Source organism: Bradyrhizobium sp. WU425 (assembly GCF_021052305.1).
In the GTDB taxonomy this organism is placed as follows: Bacteria; Pseudomonadota; Alphaproteobacteria; order Rhizobiales; family Xanthobacteraceae; genus Bradyrhizobium; species Bradyrhizobium canariense_D.
The window spans coordinates 985247-1001442 of sequence record NZ_CP088089.1; the positions used below are offsets into that span (position 1 = coordinate 985247).

Annotated in this window: 10 protein-coding genes and 1 pseudogene; 10 read left to right on the forward strand and 1 reads right to left on the reverse strand. The window is 64.9% G+C overall.

Features of this window, described 5'->3' with window-relative positions; translation table 11 throughout:
* Nucleotides 1-11 precede the first annotated feature (11 nt).
* The 5 genes and pseudogenes from BcanWU425_RS04645 (at nucleotide 12) to BcanWU425_RS04665 (ending at nucleotide 7986) form a co-directional block, all read left to right on the forward strand.
* Nucleotides 12-2336 (forward strand): annotated as a pseudogene (locus BcanWU425_RS04645) (TonB-dependent siderophore receptor).
* A gap of 62 nt (nucleotides 2337-2398) precedes the next feature.
* Nucleotides 2399-3592 carry a PepSY-associated TM helix domain-containing protein gene (locus tag BcanWU425_RS04650; protein ID WP_018453059.1) on the forward strand — a complete coding sequence of 398 codons (1194 nt, stop codon included), beginning with the start codon at nucleotides 2399-2401 and terminating at the stop codon, nucleotides 3590-3592.
* A 78-nt stretch (nucleotides 3593-3670) separates the two neighbouring features.
* On the forward strand, nucleotides 3671-4903 hold the full coding sequence (locus BcanWU425_RS04655; protein WP_204512558.1) for a rhodanese-like domain-containing protein: 1233 nt from the start codon (nucleotides 3671-3673) through the stop codon (nucleotides 4901-4903).
* Nucleotides 4904-5002: 99 nt separating this feature from the next.
* Nucleotides 5003-6247, forward strand: coding sequence for a phosphoglycerate dehydrogenase (gene serA / locus BcanWU425_RS04660; RefSeq protein WP_204512557.1), 1245 nt, complete (start codon nucleotides 5003-5005; stop codon nucleotides 6245-6247).
* Nucleotides 6248-6324: 77 nt separating this feature from the next.
* A complete protein-coding gene (locus BcanWU425_RS04665; RefSeq protein ID WP_204512556.1) occupies nucleotides 6325-7986 on the forward strand; it encodes a tannase/feruloyl esterase family alpha/beta hydrolase in 1662 nt (553 codons plus the stop codon).
* A gap of 21 nt (nucleotides 7987-8007) precedes the next feature.
* On the opposite strand, the gene BcanWU425_RS04670 is transcribed toward BcanWU425_RS04665, so the two are convergent.
* Entirely contained in the window at nucleotides 8008-9726 is a 1719-nt protein-coding gene (locus BcanWU425_RS04670) for an ATP-dependent Clp protease adaptor ClpS (RefSeq protein ID WP_231190861.1), read from the reverse strand.
* 209 nt (nucleotides 9727-9935) lie between these two features.
* Between BcanWU425_RS04670 and BcanWU425_RS04675 the strand changes: the two genes are divergently transcribed.
* The 5 genes from BcanWU425_RS04675 (at nucleotide 9936) to BcanWU425_RS04695 (ending at nucleotide 16131) form a co-directional block, all read left to right on the forward strand.
* Complete coding sequence (locus tag BcanWU425_RS04675) at nucleotides 9936-10403, forward strand: MarR family winged helix-turn-helix transcriptional regulator (RefSeq protein ID WP_204512555.1); 468 nt, start codon at nucleotides 9936-9938, stop codon at nucleotides 10401-10403.
* A gap of 17 nt (nucleotides 10404-10420) precedes the next feature.
* Entirely contained in the window at nucleotides 10421-11191 is a 771-nt protein-coding gene (locus BcanWU425_RS04680) for an enoyl-CoA hydratase (RefSeq protein ID WP_204512554.1), read from the forward strand.
* A gap of 133 nt (nucleotides 11192-11324) precedes the next feature.
* The gene (locus BcanWU425_RS04685; RefSeq protein WP_204512553.1) at nucleotides 11325-13406 is read left to right on the forward strand and encodes a methyl-accepting chemotaxis protein; all 2082 of its coding nucleotides are present in this window, start codon (nucleotides 11325-11327) and stop codon (nucleotides 13404-13406) included.
* 124 nt (nucleotides 13407-13530) lie between these two features.
* Entirely contained in the window at nucleotides 13531-14472 is a 942-nt protein-coding gene (locus tag BcanWU425_RS04690) for a dihydrodipicolinate synthase family protein (protein WP_026232453.1), read from the forward strand.
* Nucleotides 14473-14730: 258 nt separating this feature from the next.
* Nucleotides 14731-16131 (forward strand): selenium-binding protein SBP56-related protein, encoded by a 1401-nt coding sequence (locus BcanWU425_RS04695; RefSeq protein WP_085351558.1) that lies wholly within the window; start codon nucleotides 14731-14733, stop codon nucleotides 16129-16131.
* The last annotated feature ends 65 nt before the right edge of the window (nucleotides 16132-16196 follow it).

Sequence of the window (16196 nt, forward strand, 5' to 3'; positions counted from 1 at the left end):
GTGAATCGAAAGTGCGTGCTCATCTGGATGGCCAGCGCGTCAGCGGCGGTCGAACTCCTGCCGGCACGAGCTGCGCAGTCCTCCTCATTGGAGCAGCCGTTCTGCTCGGCGCACCTTCCTTCAGCGCGACGGCCGCCCAAGCGCAATCGGCTCTGCCGCCGGTGACGGTCGAGGCGCCGGCACCGCGGCCGAAAGCGGCGCGTGCATCGGACCAGTCCCCACGCCGCGCTCAGACCGCCGCGCGCCAGCGCAATCGCAATCCCGCACCCGCAGCGCCGACGCTCTCGGAGCGCGCGGCCGCGGAAGCCGCCGCGCAACAGGCCGCCAAGCTCGGCTACCGCGCGATGCCGAGCGCGACCACGCTGCGCAGCGGCGCTTCGCCGCTCGATACGTCGCAGGCTGTCAACGTGGTGCCCGAGCAGGTGCTGAAGGACCAGCTCCCGCGAAACATCGACGACGCGCTGATCAACGTCAGCGGCATCACCCAGACCAACACGCTCGCCGGCAGCCAGGACGCGGTCATCCGCCGCGGCTTCGGCGACAACCGCGACGGCTCGATCATGCGCAACGGCATGCCGCTGGTGCAGGGGCGCAGCTTCAATCCCGCAGTCGAAAGCGTCGAGGTGCTGAAGGGGCCGGCCTCGCTGCTCTACGGCATCATGGATCCCGGCGGCATCGTCAACACGATCAGCAAGCGGCCGGAGCTGTACCAGCACGGCTCGGTTACGCTGCTTGGTTCGGCCTTCAGTGCTTCCAAGACCGGCGCCGACGGCTTGCTCGACATCACCGGTCCGATCGGTGATCAAGGCCTGGCCTATCGCTTCATCGGCTACGGCGTCAGCGAGGATTACTGGCGGAATTTCGGCCGCCATCGCGAGATGCTGGTTGCGCCGTCACTGGCCTGGTACGGCCAGGACACCACGGTGCAGCTCAACTACGAGCATCGCGAGTTCATCTATCCGTTCGATCGCGGCACGGCGTTCAATCCGGTGACGAAGGCGCCGCTGGCGGTGCCCAAGACGCGCCGGCTCGACGAGCCCTTCAACAACACGTGGGGCACGTCGGACCTGATCCAGGCGTCTGTCGAGCACCGTTTCAATCAGGATTGGAAGCTCTCCGCCGGCTACAGCTACAACACCGAGACCTTCAGCGCCAACCAGCTTCGTATCACCGGCATCAACTTCACGACAGGCGCCGAGACCCGCAGCAACGACGGCACGCAGGGTTCGCTCAGCAACGCAAGCTACGGAACGTCCTACGTTTCTGGCGGCTTCTGGCTCGGCGAGATGCGCAATGACGTGGTGTTCGGTGGCGACGGCCAGTATCGCACCATCTACCGGGACAATCTGATCCGGCAGACAACGCCCGCCTTCAATGTCTACAATCCCGTTTACGGCCTGATCGGGCCGGGAACGACGGGGTCCAATCCAGACAGTGCGCAGACCGACAAGCTTGGCTAGTGGTCGATATTCGTCCAGGACACGTTGCATCTGACAGAGCGGTTCGCCTTGGTCGGCGGCGTGCGCTACATGGACTACGACCAGATCGCCGGGCGCGGGAAGCCGTTTGTCACCAACACCAATGTGTCCCAGGACAAGATGCTTCCGCTCGGCGGCGCCATTTTCAAGCTCACCGACCAGATATCGCTCTATGCGAGCTATACTGAATCGTTGAAGCCGAATTCGACCATTGCGCCGATCGGCGTCACAATCGGCTCCAACGTCGCGCCGGAAGAAGGCGTGTCATACGAGACCGGCGTCAAGTTCGATTTGAACAAGCGCATCTCCGGAACGCTGGCGCTCTACGATCTCGACAAGAAGAACGTGCAGACGACCAAGACGAACAGCGCAGGCGTCGTGGAACTCCACACCGTGGGCCGTGCTCATTCGCGCGGCGTCGAGCTGGATGTCACCGGCAGGCTCACCGACAGCTGGGCCTTGATCGGCAGTTACGGCTACACCGATGCCCGCGTGACGGCATCCGAGGATGTCACGCTGCTCGGCAGGAAGCTGCAGAACGTCGCGCTGAACACGGCCTCGCTCTATCTGGTCTATGACTTCGGCACAGCCCTGCCGGGTCAGCTCCGCCTCGGCGGCGGCGCGCGTTATGTCGGTGATCGTCCCGGCGATTCGATCAACTCCTTCTTCCTGCCCCCTTATGTGGTCGCCGATATTTTCGCGACCTATGAGATGAAATACCAGAACACGCCGGTGATCTACCAGCTCAACGTCAAGAACCTGTTCGACACTGTCTACTATCCCTCCGCCGTCAATAATCTGAACGTCGCCCTCGGCGACGCGCGGCGGGTCTCGCTGTCGGCGACGGTGAAGTTTTAGCGATGGGCATGTCGCGCAGGGACGCCCTTCGGATGTCGCGCCGAGCAGGAGGGCTCGCGCCGATGCGTGAGTCCTGGCGCGCGATCAAGGCCGCTCTGCTTCATGTCCATTCCATCGCGGGCCTCGTGCTGGCGCTGCTGCTCGCCGTGATCGCACTGACCGGTGCGATCATGAGTTTTGAGGACGAGATCGTCGATCATCTCAACGCCGGCATCATGCAGGTCGCGCCGCGCCAGGCACCGGCGCTGATGCCGGACGAACTGGTTGCGCGCCTGACTGCGGCGCAGGACGTCGGCAAAATCTCCGCCGTGACGCTGGCGAGTGATCCGTCCGCCGCGGTGCATGTGCGCTTCGCCCGCGACGAACGAGGCGCGCGGCCGTCCTCGCTCTATGTCGATCCCTATGACGCGCGCGTGTTGGGCACACCGGACGGCGAAGAGTTTTTCGCGACCGTGCGCAAGCTTCATCGCTGGCTGTTGATTCCCGGCGACGCCAAGGGCTGGGGGCGCCAGATCACGGGCGTGGCCGCGCTCGGCCTGATCGTGATGCTGATCTCGGGCCTCGTGCTGCGCTGGCCGCGTCGTGCAGGCAGCGTGAAGATGTGGCTGAAGCCGAATCTCGGGCTCAGTGGCCGCGGTCTGCATCGGTCGCTGCATGCGGTGATCGGCACCTGGGTCCTGCCGGTCTATCTGGTGATGACGTTCACCGGGCTCTGGTACTCGTTCGACTGGTACAAGGATGGCGTCGTCTGGTTGCTGTCGCGCCCGCAGATCGCCGCGGCGAAGATGCAGCCCAAGATGCCCACAAAGGCGTCGCGTGCTGCCGGTGTCAGCGAGACGGCACAGCCGATCGGCTTTGATCGCGCGTGGGCCGCCTTCCTGCACGAAGAGGGCGGCCGTTTCTCCAAGGCGTTGCTGACGCTGCCCGCCGGTCCGGGCACGGTGATACGGATCCGCTCCTGGGGGAAAGACTCGACCCTCGACACCACCCGTGACGAATTCCGCGTCGATGCCATCACAGGCCAATTCGTGTCTGCGGAGCGTTATTCCGATAAGACCCTCGGCGAGAAGACCATCGCGAACGTGCTCGATATCCACCGCGGCGCATTTCTGGGCTGGCCCGGCAAGCTCGCGTTCATGCTCGCGGCTGTGCTGATGCCGCTGTTCGCGGTCACCGGCGTTTTGCTTTATTTGTCGCGTCGAAAGCTGAGGCGGCTGGCGCAGCCACGGCTCGGGCGGCTTGTTCCCGGCGAATGAACGGGCTGCCGCAAAGGCTAGCCAACACTTCTGCAATCGTTCAAAAGCCCATGGCCAATCCTCGTCAGGGTTTACGCCATGAAGATCACCACCGTCACTCCCGCCGACATCCGCCGTGCACTGCTGCTCCGCGAGGAGATCGCGTTGCTTGATCTCAGGCACGAGGCTGGTTTCGCGACGGGACATCCGCTGTTCGCCGCCAACATGGCTGCCGATCGGATTGCGATCGAAGCGGACGTCAGGCTGCCGCGCAAGAATGTGCCGATCGTGCTCTATGATGACGGCGAAGGGCTCGTCACCGCGGGTGCCGAGCGGCTGGCCGCGCTCGGCTATACCAACGTCCGCGCGCTCGATGGCGGACTGAAGGCCTGGCGCGACGCGGGCTATCAAATGTTCGAGGACGTCAACTCCTACTCCAAAGCCTTTGGCGAGCTGGTCGAGTCGCGTAGGCACACGCCCTCGTTCAGTGCCGACGAGGTGGCAAAACTCATCGCGGACAAGGCCAACATTGCCATCCTCGACGTCCGCCGCTTCGACGAATATGCTACCATGAACATTCCGGGCTCGGTCAGCGTGCCCGGCGCGGAGCTGGTGCTGCGAGCAGGACAGGCGGCACCCGATGCCGACACCACCATCATCGTCAATTGCGCCGGCCGCACCCGCTCGATCATCGGCACCCAATCGCTGCTCAATGCCGGCGTGCCGAACAAGGTCCGGGCGCTGCGCAACGGCACTATCGGCTGGACGCTGGCGCGGCATACGCTCGACCACGGTGCTAACAGGCGTGGCGCGATCGGGCCGTTCGAGGGCGGTCCGGCCAATGCGCGCGATGTCGCCTATCGCGCCGGCGTGCGCCACATCGGTGCGAGCGAGATGGCTGCGCTTGTCGCGCAGACCGATCGCACGCTCTATCGCTTCGACGTGCGTGACGCCGAGGAATATGCAGCCGGCCATCTCCCGGGCTTTCGCCACTATCCCGGCGGCCAACTCGTGCAGGAGACGGACATGGCGGCGCCGGTGCGCGGCGCGCGTATCGTGCTGACCGACGATAAGGGCGTCCGCGCCGACATGACGGCATCCTGGCTCGCGCAGATGGGTTGGGAGGTCTATGTGCGGGAGGGCGGCTATGACGGCGCGCTCGAAATCGGGCCGCCGCACGTCCTCCCCAAGCCGGACCCCGCTCACCGCTACCGCCGCCCCTATGAAGGCACCGGCGTCGACGAGCGCGCGATGCAGGCCTATCTCGACTGGGAATACGGCCTGGTCGAACAGTTGCGTCTGGACGGAACGCACGGGTTTTACGTGATCTGACGACCGCCCCGCCATCTTCTCCCCGTATCCGAACCCTATTGTGCTGCGCGTCTCCCGCGGTCTATGAGCTGCGGCGAAGCTGTGACCCACGGAGATTCCATGCCAGCCCCAGGCCAAAGCCCTGAGCGGAACGCGAAGGCGCTGCTGCTCGAAGGCGTCAATGACAGCGCCGTGGACCTGTTCAGAACGGCGGGTTTCACCAATGTCGAGCGCCTGACCAAGGCGCTGGACGGGGAGGATTTGCGGCGGGCGCTCAAGGGCGTGTCGCTGCTCGGCATCCGCTCGCGCACCCAGATCACCGATCAGGTCCTGGAAGCGGCCGACCAGCTTCTCGCCGTCGGCTGCTTCAGCGTCGGCACCAACCAGGTCGATCTGCTGGCGGCGCGCAAGCGCGGCATTCCGGTGTTCAACGCGCCGTTCTCCAACACGCGCAGCGTCGCCGAGCTCGTGATCGGCGAGATCGTGATGCTGCTGCGGCGCATTTTCCCGCGCTCGGTGTCGGCCCATGAGGGCGGCTGGGACAAGTCGGCGACCGGCAGCCGCGAGGTGCGCGGCCGCACCCTCGGCATCATCGGCTACGGCAATATCGGCTCGCAGCTCTCGACCCTGGCCGAGGCGATCGGCATGCGCGTGATCTATTTCGACCGCACCGACAAGCTCCGCCACGGCAACACCGAGCCAGTCGAGAAGCTGGAGGAGCTGCTCGCGCAGAGCGACGTCGTCAGCCTGCACGTGCCGGAGACGCCGGAGACATCAGGGATGATCGGCGAGAAGGAGCTGCGGGCGATGAAGCCCGGCTCGCTCCTGATCAACAACAGCCGCGGCACCGTCGTCGATCTCGATGCGCTGGCGGGGGCTCTGCGCGACGGCCATCTCGCGGGTGCCGCCATCGACGTGTTTCCGGTCGAGCCGTCCTCGAACTCGGACCGCTTCAACAGCCCGGTGCAGGGCCTCGGCAATGTCATCCTCACGCCGCATATCGGCGGCTCGACCGAGGAGGCGCAGGAGCGCATCGGCGGCGAGGTGGCGCGCAAGCTGGTCGACTTTTTCATCACCGGATCGACCACGGGCGCGGTGAATTTTCCGGAAGTGCAGCTGCATCTGCGTCCCTCCGGCGCGCGCTTCAGCCACGTCCATCGCAACGTGCCCGGCATGCTGCGCCGGCTCAACGAGGTCTTCCTCCAGCGCGACATCAATATCGCCGCGCAATATCTGGAGACCTCCGGCGACCTCGGTTACGTCGTGCTCGATGCCGACCTCGGCGGCCAGGATTCAGGCGCGCTGCTGCAGCAGATCCGCAGCCTCGAGGGCACCGTCGGCGCGCGGCTGGTGTTTGAGCACTAGCACTGCATTGACGAGCGGCCGCAGGGCGCCTTGAATGCGGCCTGCTGGCACAACGAACAGAAACTCAAGGGGAAACGATGGCGCAAATCCATGTGAAGCTGTGCGCATTGCTGGTGGGCGCAGCGGGCGCGCTGGGCGCGAATTCCGCTTCAGCGGTGACGCTGACTGAGGATGCGGACACTGTCTGCAAGGGCCTCGTCGGCGGCGCTGACGCCGTGAAGGTGGATTCGGCGACGTTGGTGGCGCCGTCGCAACTGGCCGTCGCCGAACGCGGCCCGACGCCGTCGGGGCGCGTCACGCCCGCCAATCCCGGCTTCTGCAAGCTGCTCGGCCATATCGATCCCACCGATCCCAAGGCGCCGCCGATCAAGTTTCAGGTCAATTTGCCCGTCGAATGGAACGGCCGTTCGCTGCAATATGGCGGCGGTGGATTCAATGGCGTGCTGATCACGGGCCTGGCGCTGCCGCCGGCCTATCCCTTCGACAAGGCGTCGCCGCTCGCGCGCGGCTTCGTCACCTACGGCACCGATTCCGGTCACGAGTCCAAGCCGGGCGAGCCGCCGCAGCTGTTCGCGCTCAACGACGAAGCCTTCGAGAATTTCGCCCATCGCGCCTACAAGAAGGTGCGCGATGCCGCCGTCGCGCTGATGCAGCGCGCTTACGGCAAGGCGCCGGAGAAAATGTACTTCATGGGGTCGTCCGAAGGCGGCCGCGAAGGCCTCACCATGGCGCAGCGCTACCCTGATGATTTCGACGGCATCTTTGCTCGCGTGCCCGTCATCAACTGGGTCGGCCTGCAGCATGCCGGCACGCGTTCGGGGCTCGTGACCATGGGTGATGGCTGGATCAATCCGGCGCAGGTGAAGCTAGTCGGCGATGCCGTGCGGGCCGCTTGCGACAAGGCCGACGGCTCCGATGACGCGCTGGTGCAAGATCCCGTTTCCTGCAAGGCGGCCTTCAAGGCGGAGACGCTGCGTTGCGCGAGCGGCAAGACGGGCGATCAGTGCCTCACCGACGCACAGATCAAGGCGATCGAGACCTTGCATGCGACCTACAAATTCCCGTTCGCGCTCGCCAATGGCCTCGACGATTATCCGGGCTGGGGCGTGTCGGGCGAGGACACGCCGGCGGTCGGCCCGACCGGCGGCTGGGTCGCGTGGTGGCTTGGCACGGCGCCTCCCGCGCAGCCGCCCGCGCCCAATAATGGCATCGCCTGGATCTACGGCGCCGGCGGCATCCAATACGTGTTCGCGCGCGATCCCAAGCTCGACGTGACGACGTATAAGCCCGAAGCGCACAAGGCGCGGCTGCTCGAGGTCTCCAGCCTGATGGATTCCACCGACCCCGACCTCAGCCGCTTCCGCGCTCGCGGCGGCCGGCTGATCATGCTCGAACATATGGCGGACTACGCGCAAAGCCCCTATGCCGGCATCCGCTATTTCGAGAACGTCGAACGCAAGGTCGGCAAAGCCGAGACGGCCGAGTTCGCGCGGCTCTACACCGCGCCAGGGGTCGACCATGTCGGCTCCGGCGCGCCGGCCAATGTCGACATGCTGAGCGTGCTGGTCGACTGGGTCGAAAAGGGCAGGGCGCCCGGCGATCTGGAAGTTACCGAGCAGAAGGTCGAGGCGCCGTCGTTTGCGACGCTTCGCGCGCTGCCGCTGTGCCGCTGGCCGGCCTGGCCGCACTACAAGAGCGGCCCAGTGACGGAGGCGTCGAGCTTCATGTGCGCGCCGTAGCAGGCGCGCCACTTCGGAGCGTCACCCGCTGGCCATTGCCTGCGCGCCGCCGAGCAGCTGCGCGTTAAGCCGGCCGCCGGAGAACAGCATGTCGTCAAGCGCCTCGTCGATATCGGCCGAGATCACGGTGTTGCCGCCGTCCCGCGCGATGCTTCCTTGCGCCAGCCGCCGCATCAGCTCCTTGATGAAGGCGCAACTCGTGCCCTCGCTGCGTCGGGCAGCCTCCGCGATCACGGCCCCCTCGAGCGGCAATCCCCTGCCGTAGAGCCGGACCAGCTTGCCGCGGCCGGTCTCGTCTGGCAGCGGCACTTCGATGGCTTGATCGATGCGGCCGGGGCGACCCGCGAGAGCTCCCTCGAGGTCCTCCGGCCGGTTGGTGGTCAGGACGAACAGGATGTCGGCGTCTTCCTTCAGCCCGTCCATCTCGTTGAGCAGCTTGTTCAGCATGGATTCCTCACACGGCCCCATGTCATCGCGGTCGCGGGCGATGAGATCGACATCCTCGATCACCACCATCGACGGCTGGAGCAACCGTGCCAGGCTCATATAGGCGCCGAGCAGACCGATCTGCTCGGCCGTGATGATCAGCGTCGTATGCCCGGGCAAATGCGTTGCGAGATAACGGATCGTGTGGGTCTTGCCAGTGCCCGGCGGCCCGTACAGCAAGATGCCTTTGCGTGTCGATTGACCCAGCCGGCGCAATTGGTCTCGGGTGTTGACGAAGGTCAGAACGTTGCGATCGAGCAGCCGCAGGGTCTGCTCCGGCAGGATCACCTCGTCGCGCGCGACCTGCGGCAAGCGATGCACCGTGATGCCGCGCGAGCGACCGCGATAGTCGGAGTCGGCATCGAGCGACAGGATCTTGCCGCGATAGGTCCGCGCAGCCTGTACGGCTTCTTCCAATTCATTGAAGCATTGCTGGACCAGAGCCGCGCCTGCGGAACCTGAGGGTACCAGGATTTCGATCCGAATTCCGGGCTCGCGACTGTATTCGCGGTGTGCGCAGAGCAAAACCGCATAGCGGAGATGATCCTGCTCACACAGCCACAGCCCGTTATCCAGACACTTGACCGGGCTCTTCTCGCCTACGTCGACGTCGGAATATTGCAGCGGGGCAATCGCGATCGCATAGCGGCCCTCCTTGAGCAGTCGTGGAATCGACAGCGTTTCGTAGCGCTGCTCCTCGTTTAATCCCACCAGCCGGATGGCCTTGCCGAAGAGCCGGTCGACGGCGGCCTGGAGATCGACCCGCATGTGGCCAGGAAACTGGCGGATCGTGGTCACGAGTTTGCTGCGCGCGGTGCTGGCAAGGTGCCAATCGAGAACGTCGCAAGCAAAGTCGAAATCTTCCTCTTGTTCGTTCGAGGGTTCATCCGCCGCACGCATGCAGTCGCTGCACAGCCAGACCGTTCGGTCGCCGATACGAACGTCGATCTGTCCCTCAGGCTTGCCACAGAGTTCGCAAGGAGTCTTGACCGCCTCTAGCGTGACCTGCAGTTGGTGGCCGGCCAATTCGATGGATTGTTGCGCAGATTTGAAAAGGGCTTCGGCAACCGATTGCGGGTAAGGTCCGCAAACCGCTTTTTCCTTCTGCTCGATCTGGGTGATCAGCGCGGTCGCTTCACGGTCTGATTTGCCGAAAACCTGCCGAAGCAGATCCATCACGAATTGGTCCGGCGTATCATCGTCATTATGAATTACGAGCTGGGTCGGCTGATTCTCGCCACGCATACTGTTCATCACGAAAGGTCTCCGGGACAATCTATGATTGAATAGAACGAATAGGGAACATAAAAGGAAGCGGCCGTCAAGCGTGACGGCGGCGGCTAATTGCGATTGGTGGGTGAGGTCCTGGTGCGCCGGGGCGGCCCTGTTCCTCGACGACTGCCGCGGCACATGTCCAGCTGCCGTCCTTTGACAATCTGATCCGCCTCGATTATCTATTTCGCATGCGAAATAAAGACGCGGGCGCGAGACACCATCGGTTGATCTACCTGTTGAGCGTGGCGCAGCGGCGCGTGCAGCGCTGGATGGCGGCGCAGCCTTCGAGCGAGGTCACGCCGGCGCAAGCGGGGCTGCTGTTCATCCTCGGCAAGCAGAACGGCGTCCTGATGGGTGAGGTGGGCGCGGCGCTCGACATGGGGCCGGCCGGCATCTCGGGGCTGGTCGACCGTACGGCGGCGGCTAAACTGGTCGAGCGGCGCGCGGATCACGAGGATGGTCGCGCCTGGCGCGTCTGGCTGACGCCGAAGGGGCGGACGGCACTGGCGCAGGCGAAGGCCAGCGCGGCACAGATCAACGCGGCGTTGACGGACGGATTCACCAGTGCGGAGATCGATATCGTCGCGCGCTGGCTGACCAGCATTCAGGACAAGTTTCCAAGACAGCTTTCAACAGAGCTTTCTAGAGATCCATAGGAATAGAGGAGAGACCCATGACCGAGCACGTCCGGATCCGGAACGACGGCGGAATTCTCACGCTCACGCTGGCACGCCCCGACAAGAAGAATGCGCTGACGGATGCGATGTACGGCAAGCTCGCCGATGCCATCGAATCAGCCGAGCACGATCCGTCGGTCCGCGTGATCCTGATCCGCGGCGAAGGCGACATGTTTACCGCCGGCAACGATGTCGGCGAGTTCGCGGCGGTCGCGGCGGGCAAGTCGGAAGGAAGCCGCAACGTCGTGCGCTTCATCCAGTCGCTGGCGCGCTGCTCCCGGCCCTTGGTGGCCGCGGTGCAGGGCCGCGCCGTCGGCGTCGGCACCACGATGCTGCTGCATTGCGACCTCGTCGTGCTTGCCGACAACGCGCAATTGTCGACGCCCTTCGTCAGCCTCGCACTGGTGCCGGAAGCAGCCTCCAGCCTGCTGATGCCGGCGCGCATCGGCTATGCGCGGGCCTACGAGATGTTCGCGCTGGGCGAGACGGTGCCGGCCAAATCCGCGCTGGAATGGGGGCTCGCCAACCGCGTCGTGCCGCTCGACAAGCTCGATGCCGAGGCGCTCGCGCTGGCGCAGCGTCTTGCCCGTCAGCCGGCCGGCGCACTCACCGCCACCAAGAAGCTGATGCGCAACGGCGAGACGCTGGTCGCGCAGATGAATGCCGAAGGCGAGCAGTTCGGGCTGCGCCTGCGCACCGCTGAGGCGCGCGAGGCCTTCACGGCGTTCACGGAACGCCGCCCGCCGGATTTCACCAAGGTTGCGTGATATCCGGGACTGCGCTGAGGCTCGTCGGGCCGGAAACTCACGCCCATTCGATTAAAACCTTAACGGAACATTGGCATGTCGCGGGCAAGGTGGCGCTCGAAAGAATAGGCCCCCGACCCAGGCCCCCGACACCATGGCAATGTTTAAGAAATCAGTAAGTTCGCTCCTTCTGACCTTGATGGCCCTGCTGGCTGCGGGTGCGCTGGCCTCCACGGCGATCCAGATGGTTGGGGCGTTCGGCCGCTATAGCGACAGCCTCGAGACCGCGCGGCTTGCCGCGGCCGACAAGGCGATCTTCCATGGCGTGCTGGCGCTGCGCAACAATCGCGGCGATGCCCAGAGCGCGATCCTCGGCGAGGATGATCCGCGAGCAAAACTCGAGGCGGCGGAGAAGGCCGAGCAGGGCGGCTATGACGCCATCGGCGCCGCGCTCGCCACCGTCGATTTCGCCCGCCGCGACGAACTCGCTGGCACATTGAAGCAGGGCTGGAGCGCCGCCGCGCCGCAATTCCAGCTGTTCTACGACGAGGCCAAGCGCCCGCGCGCCGAACGCAAGATCGAGCGGACCAACTCCTGGTATGATGCCGTCACCAAGGTGATCGAAACGGCCAACCTCGCCTCCACCGCGGTGTCGAACCGTGCCTGGATGAATGACCCTTTCATCGCCCGCATGATCCAGGTCCGGCGCTTCGCCTGGCAGGTGCGCGACCGTTATGGGATCCATTGTTCGTCGCTTCGCTCCAACGTCAACAGCAGCAAGCCGCTCGACGACGCCCAGAAGCGGTCAGTGGCGCAATGGGATGGCACGATCGCCTCCGGCTGGGCAGGCATGGCCGAGTTGCTGGCCTCGCCCGACGTGGCGGCGGAGCTGGTGACGGCCGCGACGGACGCGAAGGCCAAGACCGACGGTGCGCTCAAGCAGATCGGCGACCTCACCAAGAATTTCGACGGCAGCGGTAAGCCCGCGATGCCCGCCGCGGAATGGAATACGCTGTGTCAGTCACCCTTTGCGTCCATCGTCGCGGTGGCCAACAAGGCGCTCGACCAGTCAATCGTCCGGGCGGAAACGGTGCAGGCCAAGGCGCTCACCAATCTCGTCGTGCAGTCGCTCGCGTTCCTGCTCGCGCTCGCCGTGACCCTGACCGGCGTGTACGTGGTGCGCAATCGCCTGATGCGCCCGGTGCGCGCCATCCTGGACGCGATCGCCAAGATCAGCGCCCGCGACTACGCGACGCCCGTCCCGCAATCCAGGTATCCCGACGAGTTCGGCACCATGGCGGCCGCACTCGAAAGCCTGCGCGAGAGCGCGGCGACCGCGGAACGCCTGGGCCAGGAGCGCGAATCGCAGCAGGCGCTCCAGCTCGCCCGCTCCGGCACCGTCGATGCGGCCTGCCGCAGTTTCGACGACACCGTGCAAGCCGTCATTCACAGCGTTGCGGCGTCGACCAAGGAGCTCGATGCCACCGCGACGGACGTCCGCTCACTGGTTTCGGAATCGAGCAGCCAGACCGCGGCGGTCTCCTCCTCCGCCGAGCAGGCCACCAACAATCTCGAGACCATCGCAGCGGCGACCGAAGAACTCTCGGCGTCCGTCGGCGAGATCTCCGCGCAGGTGCAGGCCAGCGCCCGCGAGGCCCGCGAAGCCGTGTCGCAGGCAGCGCAGACCAATGCGACGGTCGAAATCCTCGATCAGACCGCTGGCCGCATAGGCGAGGTCGTGAAGATGATCAACGCCATCGCAGGGCAGACCAATCTCCTGGCGTTGAACGCCACCATCGAAGCCGCGCGCGCGGGCGAGGCCGGCCGCGGCTTCGCCGTGGTCGCCGGCGAGGTCAAGAGCCTCGCTTCGCAGACGGCGACGGCGACGGAAGAAATCTCCCGCCAGGTCGCGGAGATCCAGGGCGCGACGGGCCAGGCGGTCGCGGCCATCCGCGCGATCGGCGGCGCGATCAGCGGCATCGACGAAAAGATGACGGCGATCGCGGCAGCGGTCGAACAGCAGCGTGCGGCCACCACCGAGATCTCCCGCAACTTCCAGCAGGCCGCGCAGGGAACCCGCGAGGTCACCGACACCATCGGCAGCGTCGCCAGGCTGAACCAGGAGACGGGCAATGCCGGTTCGGTCCTGTCGGTGTCCGTGACGAAAATGTCCGCCGACGCCGATCGTCTCCGCGTCGCGGTCGAGGGCTTTTTGGGCGCGGTGAGGACCGCATAGCTTCGACAATCTTCCGTCCTTACGTCGCGCGATCGGCATTGCCGCCGATGCGCGCGGCGGGTACATCTGTGGCGCTGTGCGAGCGTCGCGGCAGATGTAAGAGATATCAGGGATGGAGAGTTCGATGCCGGTCACGCCCCACCACAAGGCCCAGCGCCCCTATCGCGGCGTGTTCCCGGTCGCACCCACCATCTTCGACGAGCGCGGCGAACTCGACCTTGAGGGACAGCGTCGCTGCATCGATTTCATGATTGACGCAGGCTCGAACGGTCTGTGCATTCTCGCCAATTTCTCCGAGCAGTTCGTGCTCACGGATGCCGAGCGCGAGACCGTGATGCATGCGGTGCTGGAGCATGTCGCGGGCCGCGTTCCCGTGATCGTCACCACCACGCATTTCAGCTCGGCCGTCTGCGCCGCGCGCAGCCGGCAGGCCGAGGCGGCCGGTGCCGCCATGGTCATGGTGATGCCGCCCTATCACGGCGCCACCTTCCGCGTGCCCGAAAAAGGCGTCGTCGAATTCTTCAAGGTGCTGTCGGGCGCGATCAAGATTCCGATCATGATCCAGGATGCGCCTGTCGCCGGCACCCCCCTGTCGGTTGAGCTGCTCGCGCGGCTGGCGCGCGATTTCGCCAACATCCGCTATTTCAAGATCGAGGTGCCGGGCGCGGCTGCAAAGCTGCGCAGCCTGATCGACGCCGGCGGCAGCGATATCGAGGGTCCCTGGGACGGCGAGGAAGCGATCACGCTGCTCGCCGATCTCGATGCCGGCGCCACCGGCGCGATGACCGGCGGCGGCTATCCCGACGGCATCCGCCAGATCGTCGATCCTTATTTCGCCGGCAAGCGTGAAGAGGCCAAAGCCGCCTACGAACGCTGGCTGCCGCTGATCAACTACGAAAACCGCCAATGCGGCCTGATCGCCTGCAAGGCGATGATGCAGGCCGGCGGCGTGATCAAGTCGGACACGGTGCGGCATCCGCTCCAGCCGTTGCACCCGGCGACGCGGGCCGGGCTGCTGGAGTTGGCCAAGGAGCGCGATGCGCTGGCGTTGAGGTGGGGGAAGTAGCGCAACGCTGTCGTCCCGGCGAAGGCCGGGACGACGCTGAGTGTGAGGTGCGCACCCTGGCCTGATCCCGCCAGCTTCCATCTGGCTGAAGGCGTCGAATTAACGCGGTTCGGGCGGTTTCCCGCAGCCCGGCGATGACATATTGTACGCTCGCCAACCTGGCCCGCGGAGCAACTCAAGACATCGCGCAACAGCTCTTCATTATGCCGCTATTCCGAACCAGGTTGGTGCGAACCAACGAAACAGGGAGGCAGTGCCATGACGATGAGGCCGGATCCCACCTTTCACGCATCGCCCAAGCTTGCGATGGAAGCTCCTGCGGAGAACTTTGCCTACACGTTGCTGCTCAGTCCGGATTTCTCGAAACCGGATGCTCTCGCGGTGATCGACGCCAAGCCGGGATCGCCGACCTACAGCCAGATCGTCCACACCGTGACGATGCCCAACAAGGGCGATGAGTTTCATCACTTCGGTTGGAATGCCTGCTCCTCCGCCTTGTCGCCGCTCACTGGGCATGCCTTCATCGAGCGGCGCTATCTCATCATCCCCGGGCTGCGCTCGTCGCGGATTTACATCATCGATACCAAGCCCGATCCGACCAAAGCCAAAATCCACAAGATCATCGAGCCCGAGGAAGTCTTCAAAAAGACCGGCTATTCGCGGCCGCACACCATCCATTGCGGGCCGGACGGCGTCTATGTGAGCACGCTCGGCGGCGGCGGCAAGGACGGCACCAACGGGCCTCCAGGCGTCTTCATCATGGATTGCGAGACGTTCGAGGTCCTTGGACGATGGGAGATCGACCGCGGTCCGCAGACGCTGCACTATGATTTCTGGTGGAACCTGCCGCGCGACTACATGGTGACGAGCGAATGGGCATTGCCGCCGCAGTTCGAGAACGGGATCGTCCCGGAAGATCTGCTGGCGAACAAATATGGCCATCGTCTCCACTTCTGGGATCTCCGCGCCCGTCGCAACGTGCAGACCATCGACCTCGGCGCCAATCATCAGATGGCGCTGGAGGTACGGCCGGCGCACGATCCGGTTCGCGAATACGGCTTTGTAGGCGTTGTGGTCGACACCACGAATCTCGAAGCCTCGATCTGGACCTGGTGGCGCGAAGGCGGAAAATTCCATGCGGAGAAGACGGCGACGATCCCGCCCGAGCCTGCGCCAAAGGAGAAGCTCCCGCCGCTGCTTCAGGGCTTTGGCGCCGTGCCGCCGCTGGTGACCGACATCGACCTGTCGATGGATGATCGTTTTCTCTATGTCTCGTGCTGGGGCACGGGTGAAATGCGCCAGTACGACGTGAGTGATCCGCGAAAGCCGAAGCTTGCGGGCTCGGTTCACATCGGCGGCATCGCGCGCCGCACCCCCCATCCGAACGGCAAGGCATTTGCGGCCGGTCCGCAGATGGTCGAGATCAGCCGGGACGGCAGGCGGGTGTACTGGACCAATTCGCTCTATTCCACCTGGGATGACCAGTTCTATCCCGATGGCGTTCCGGGTTTGGAAGTCATGGCCAATGTCGGTCGCAATGGTGGCCTCGAGCTCGACAAGAACTACTTCGTGAGCTTCCCCGACGGATATCGTGCGCACCAGATCAGGCTGGAGGGCGGCGATTGTTCGACGGACTCCTTTTGCTACCCGTCGGCCTAGATTGGGCACACGCGAGCCTCGGCTGGCTGTGGCTCGCTCTTGTTGCGAGCGGTCTCTATCACGGG

Excerpts from the sequence above, each read along its gene's own strand:
- BcanWU425_RS04680 (WP_204512554.1), top strand. The coding sequence starts at position 10,421 with ATGACCGAGCACGTCCGGATCCGGAACGACGGCGGAATTCTCACGCTC.
- BcanWU425_RS04685 (WP_204512553.1), top strand. The coding sequence starts at position 11,325 with ATGGCAATGTTTAAGAAATCAGTAAGTTCGCTCCTTCTGACCTTGATG.
- BcanWU425_RS04690 (WP_026232453.1), top strand. The coding sequence starts at position 13,531 with ATGCCGGTCACGCCCCACCACAAGGCCCAGCGCCCCTATCGCGGCGTG.
- BcanWU425_RS04695 (WP_085351558.1), top strand. The coding sequence starts at position 14,731 with ATGACGATGAGGCCGGATCCCACCTTTCACGCATCGCCCAAGCTTGCG.
- BcanWU425_RS04650 (WP_018453059.1), top strand. The coding sequence starts at position 2,399 with ATGCGTGAGTCCTGGCGCGCGATCAAGGCCGCTCTGCTTCATGTCCAT.
- serA (WP_204512557.1), top strand. The coding sequence starts at position 5,003 with ATGCCAGCCCCAGGCCAAAGCCCTGAGCGGAACGCGAAGGCGCTGCTG.
- BcanWU425_RS04675 (WP_204512555.1), top strand. The coding sequence starts at position 9,936 with ATGCGAAATAAAGACGCGGGCGCGAGACACCATCGGTTGATCTACCTG.
- BcanWU425_RS04655 (WP_204512558.1), top strand. The coding sequence starts at position 3,671 with ATGAAGATCACCACCGTCACTCCCGCCGACATCCGCCGTGCACTGCTG.
- BcanWU425_RS04670 (WP_231190861.1), bottom strand. The coding sequence starts at position 9,726 with ATGAACAGTATGCGTGGCGAGAATCAGCCGACCCAGCTCGTAATTCAT.
- BcanWU425_RS04665 (WP_204512556.1), top strand. The coding sequence starts at position 6,325 with ATGGCGCAAATCCATGTGAAGCTGTGCGCATTGCTGGTGGGCGCAGCG.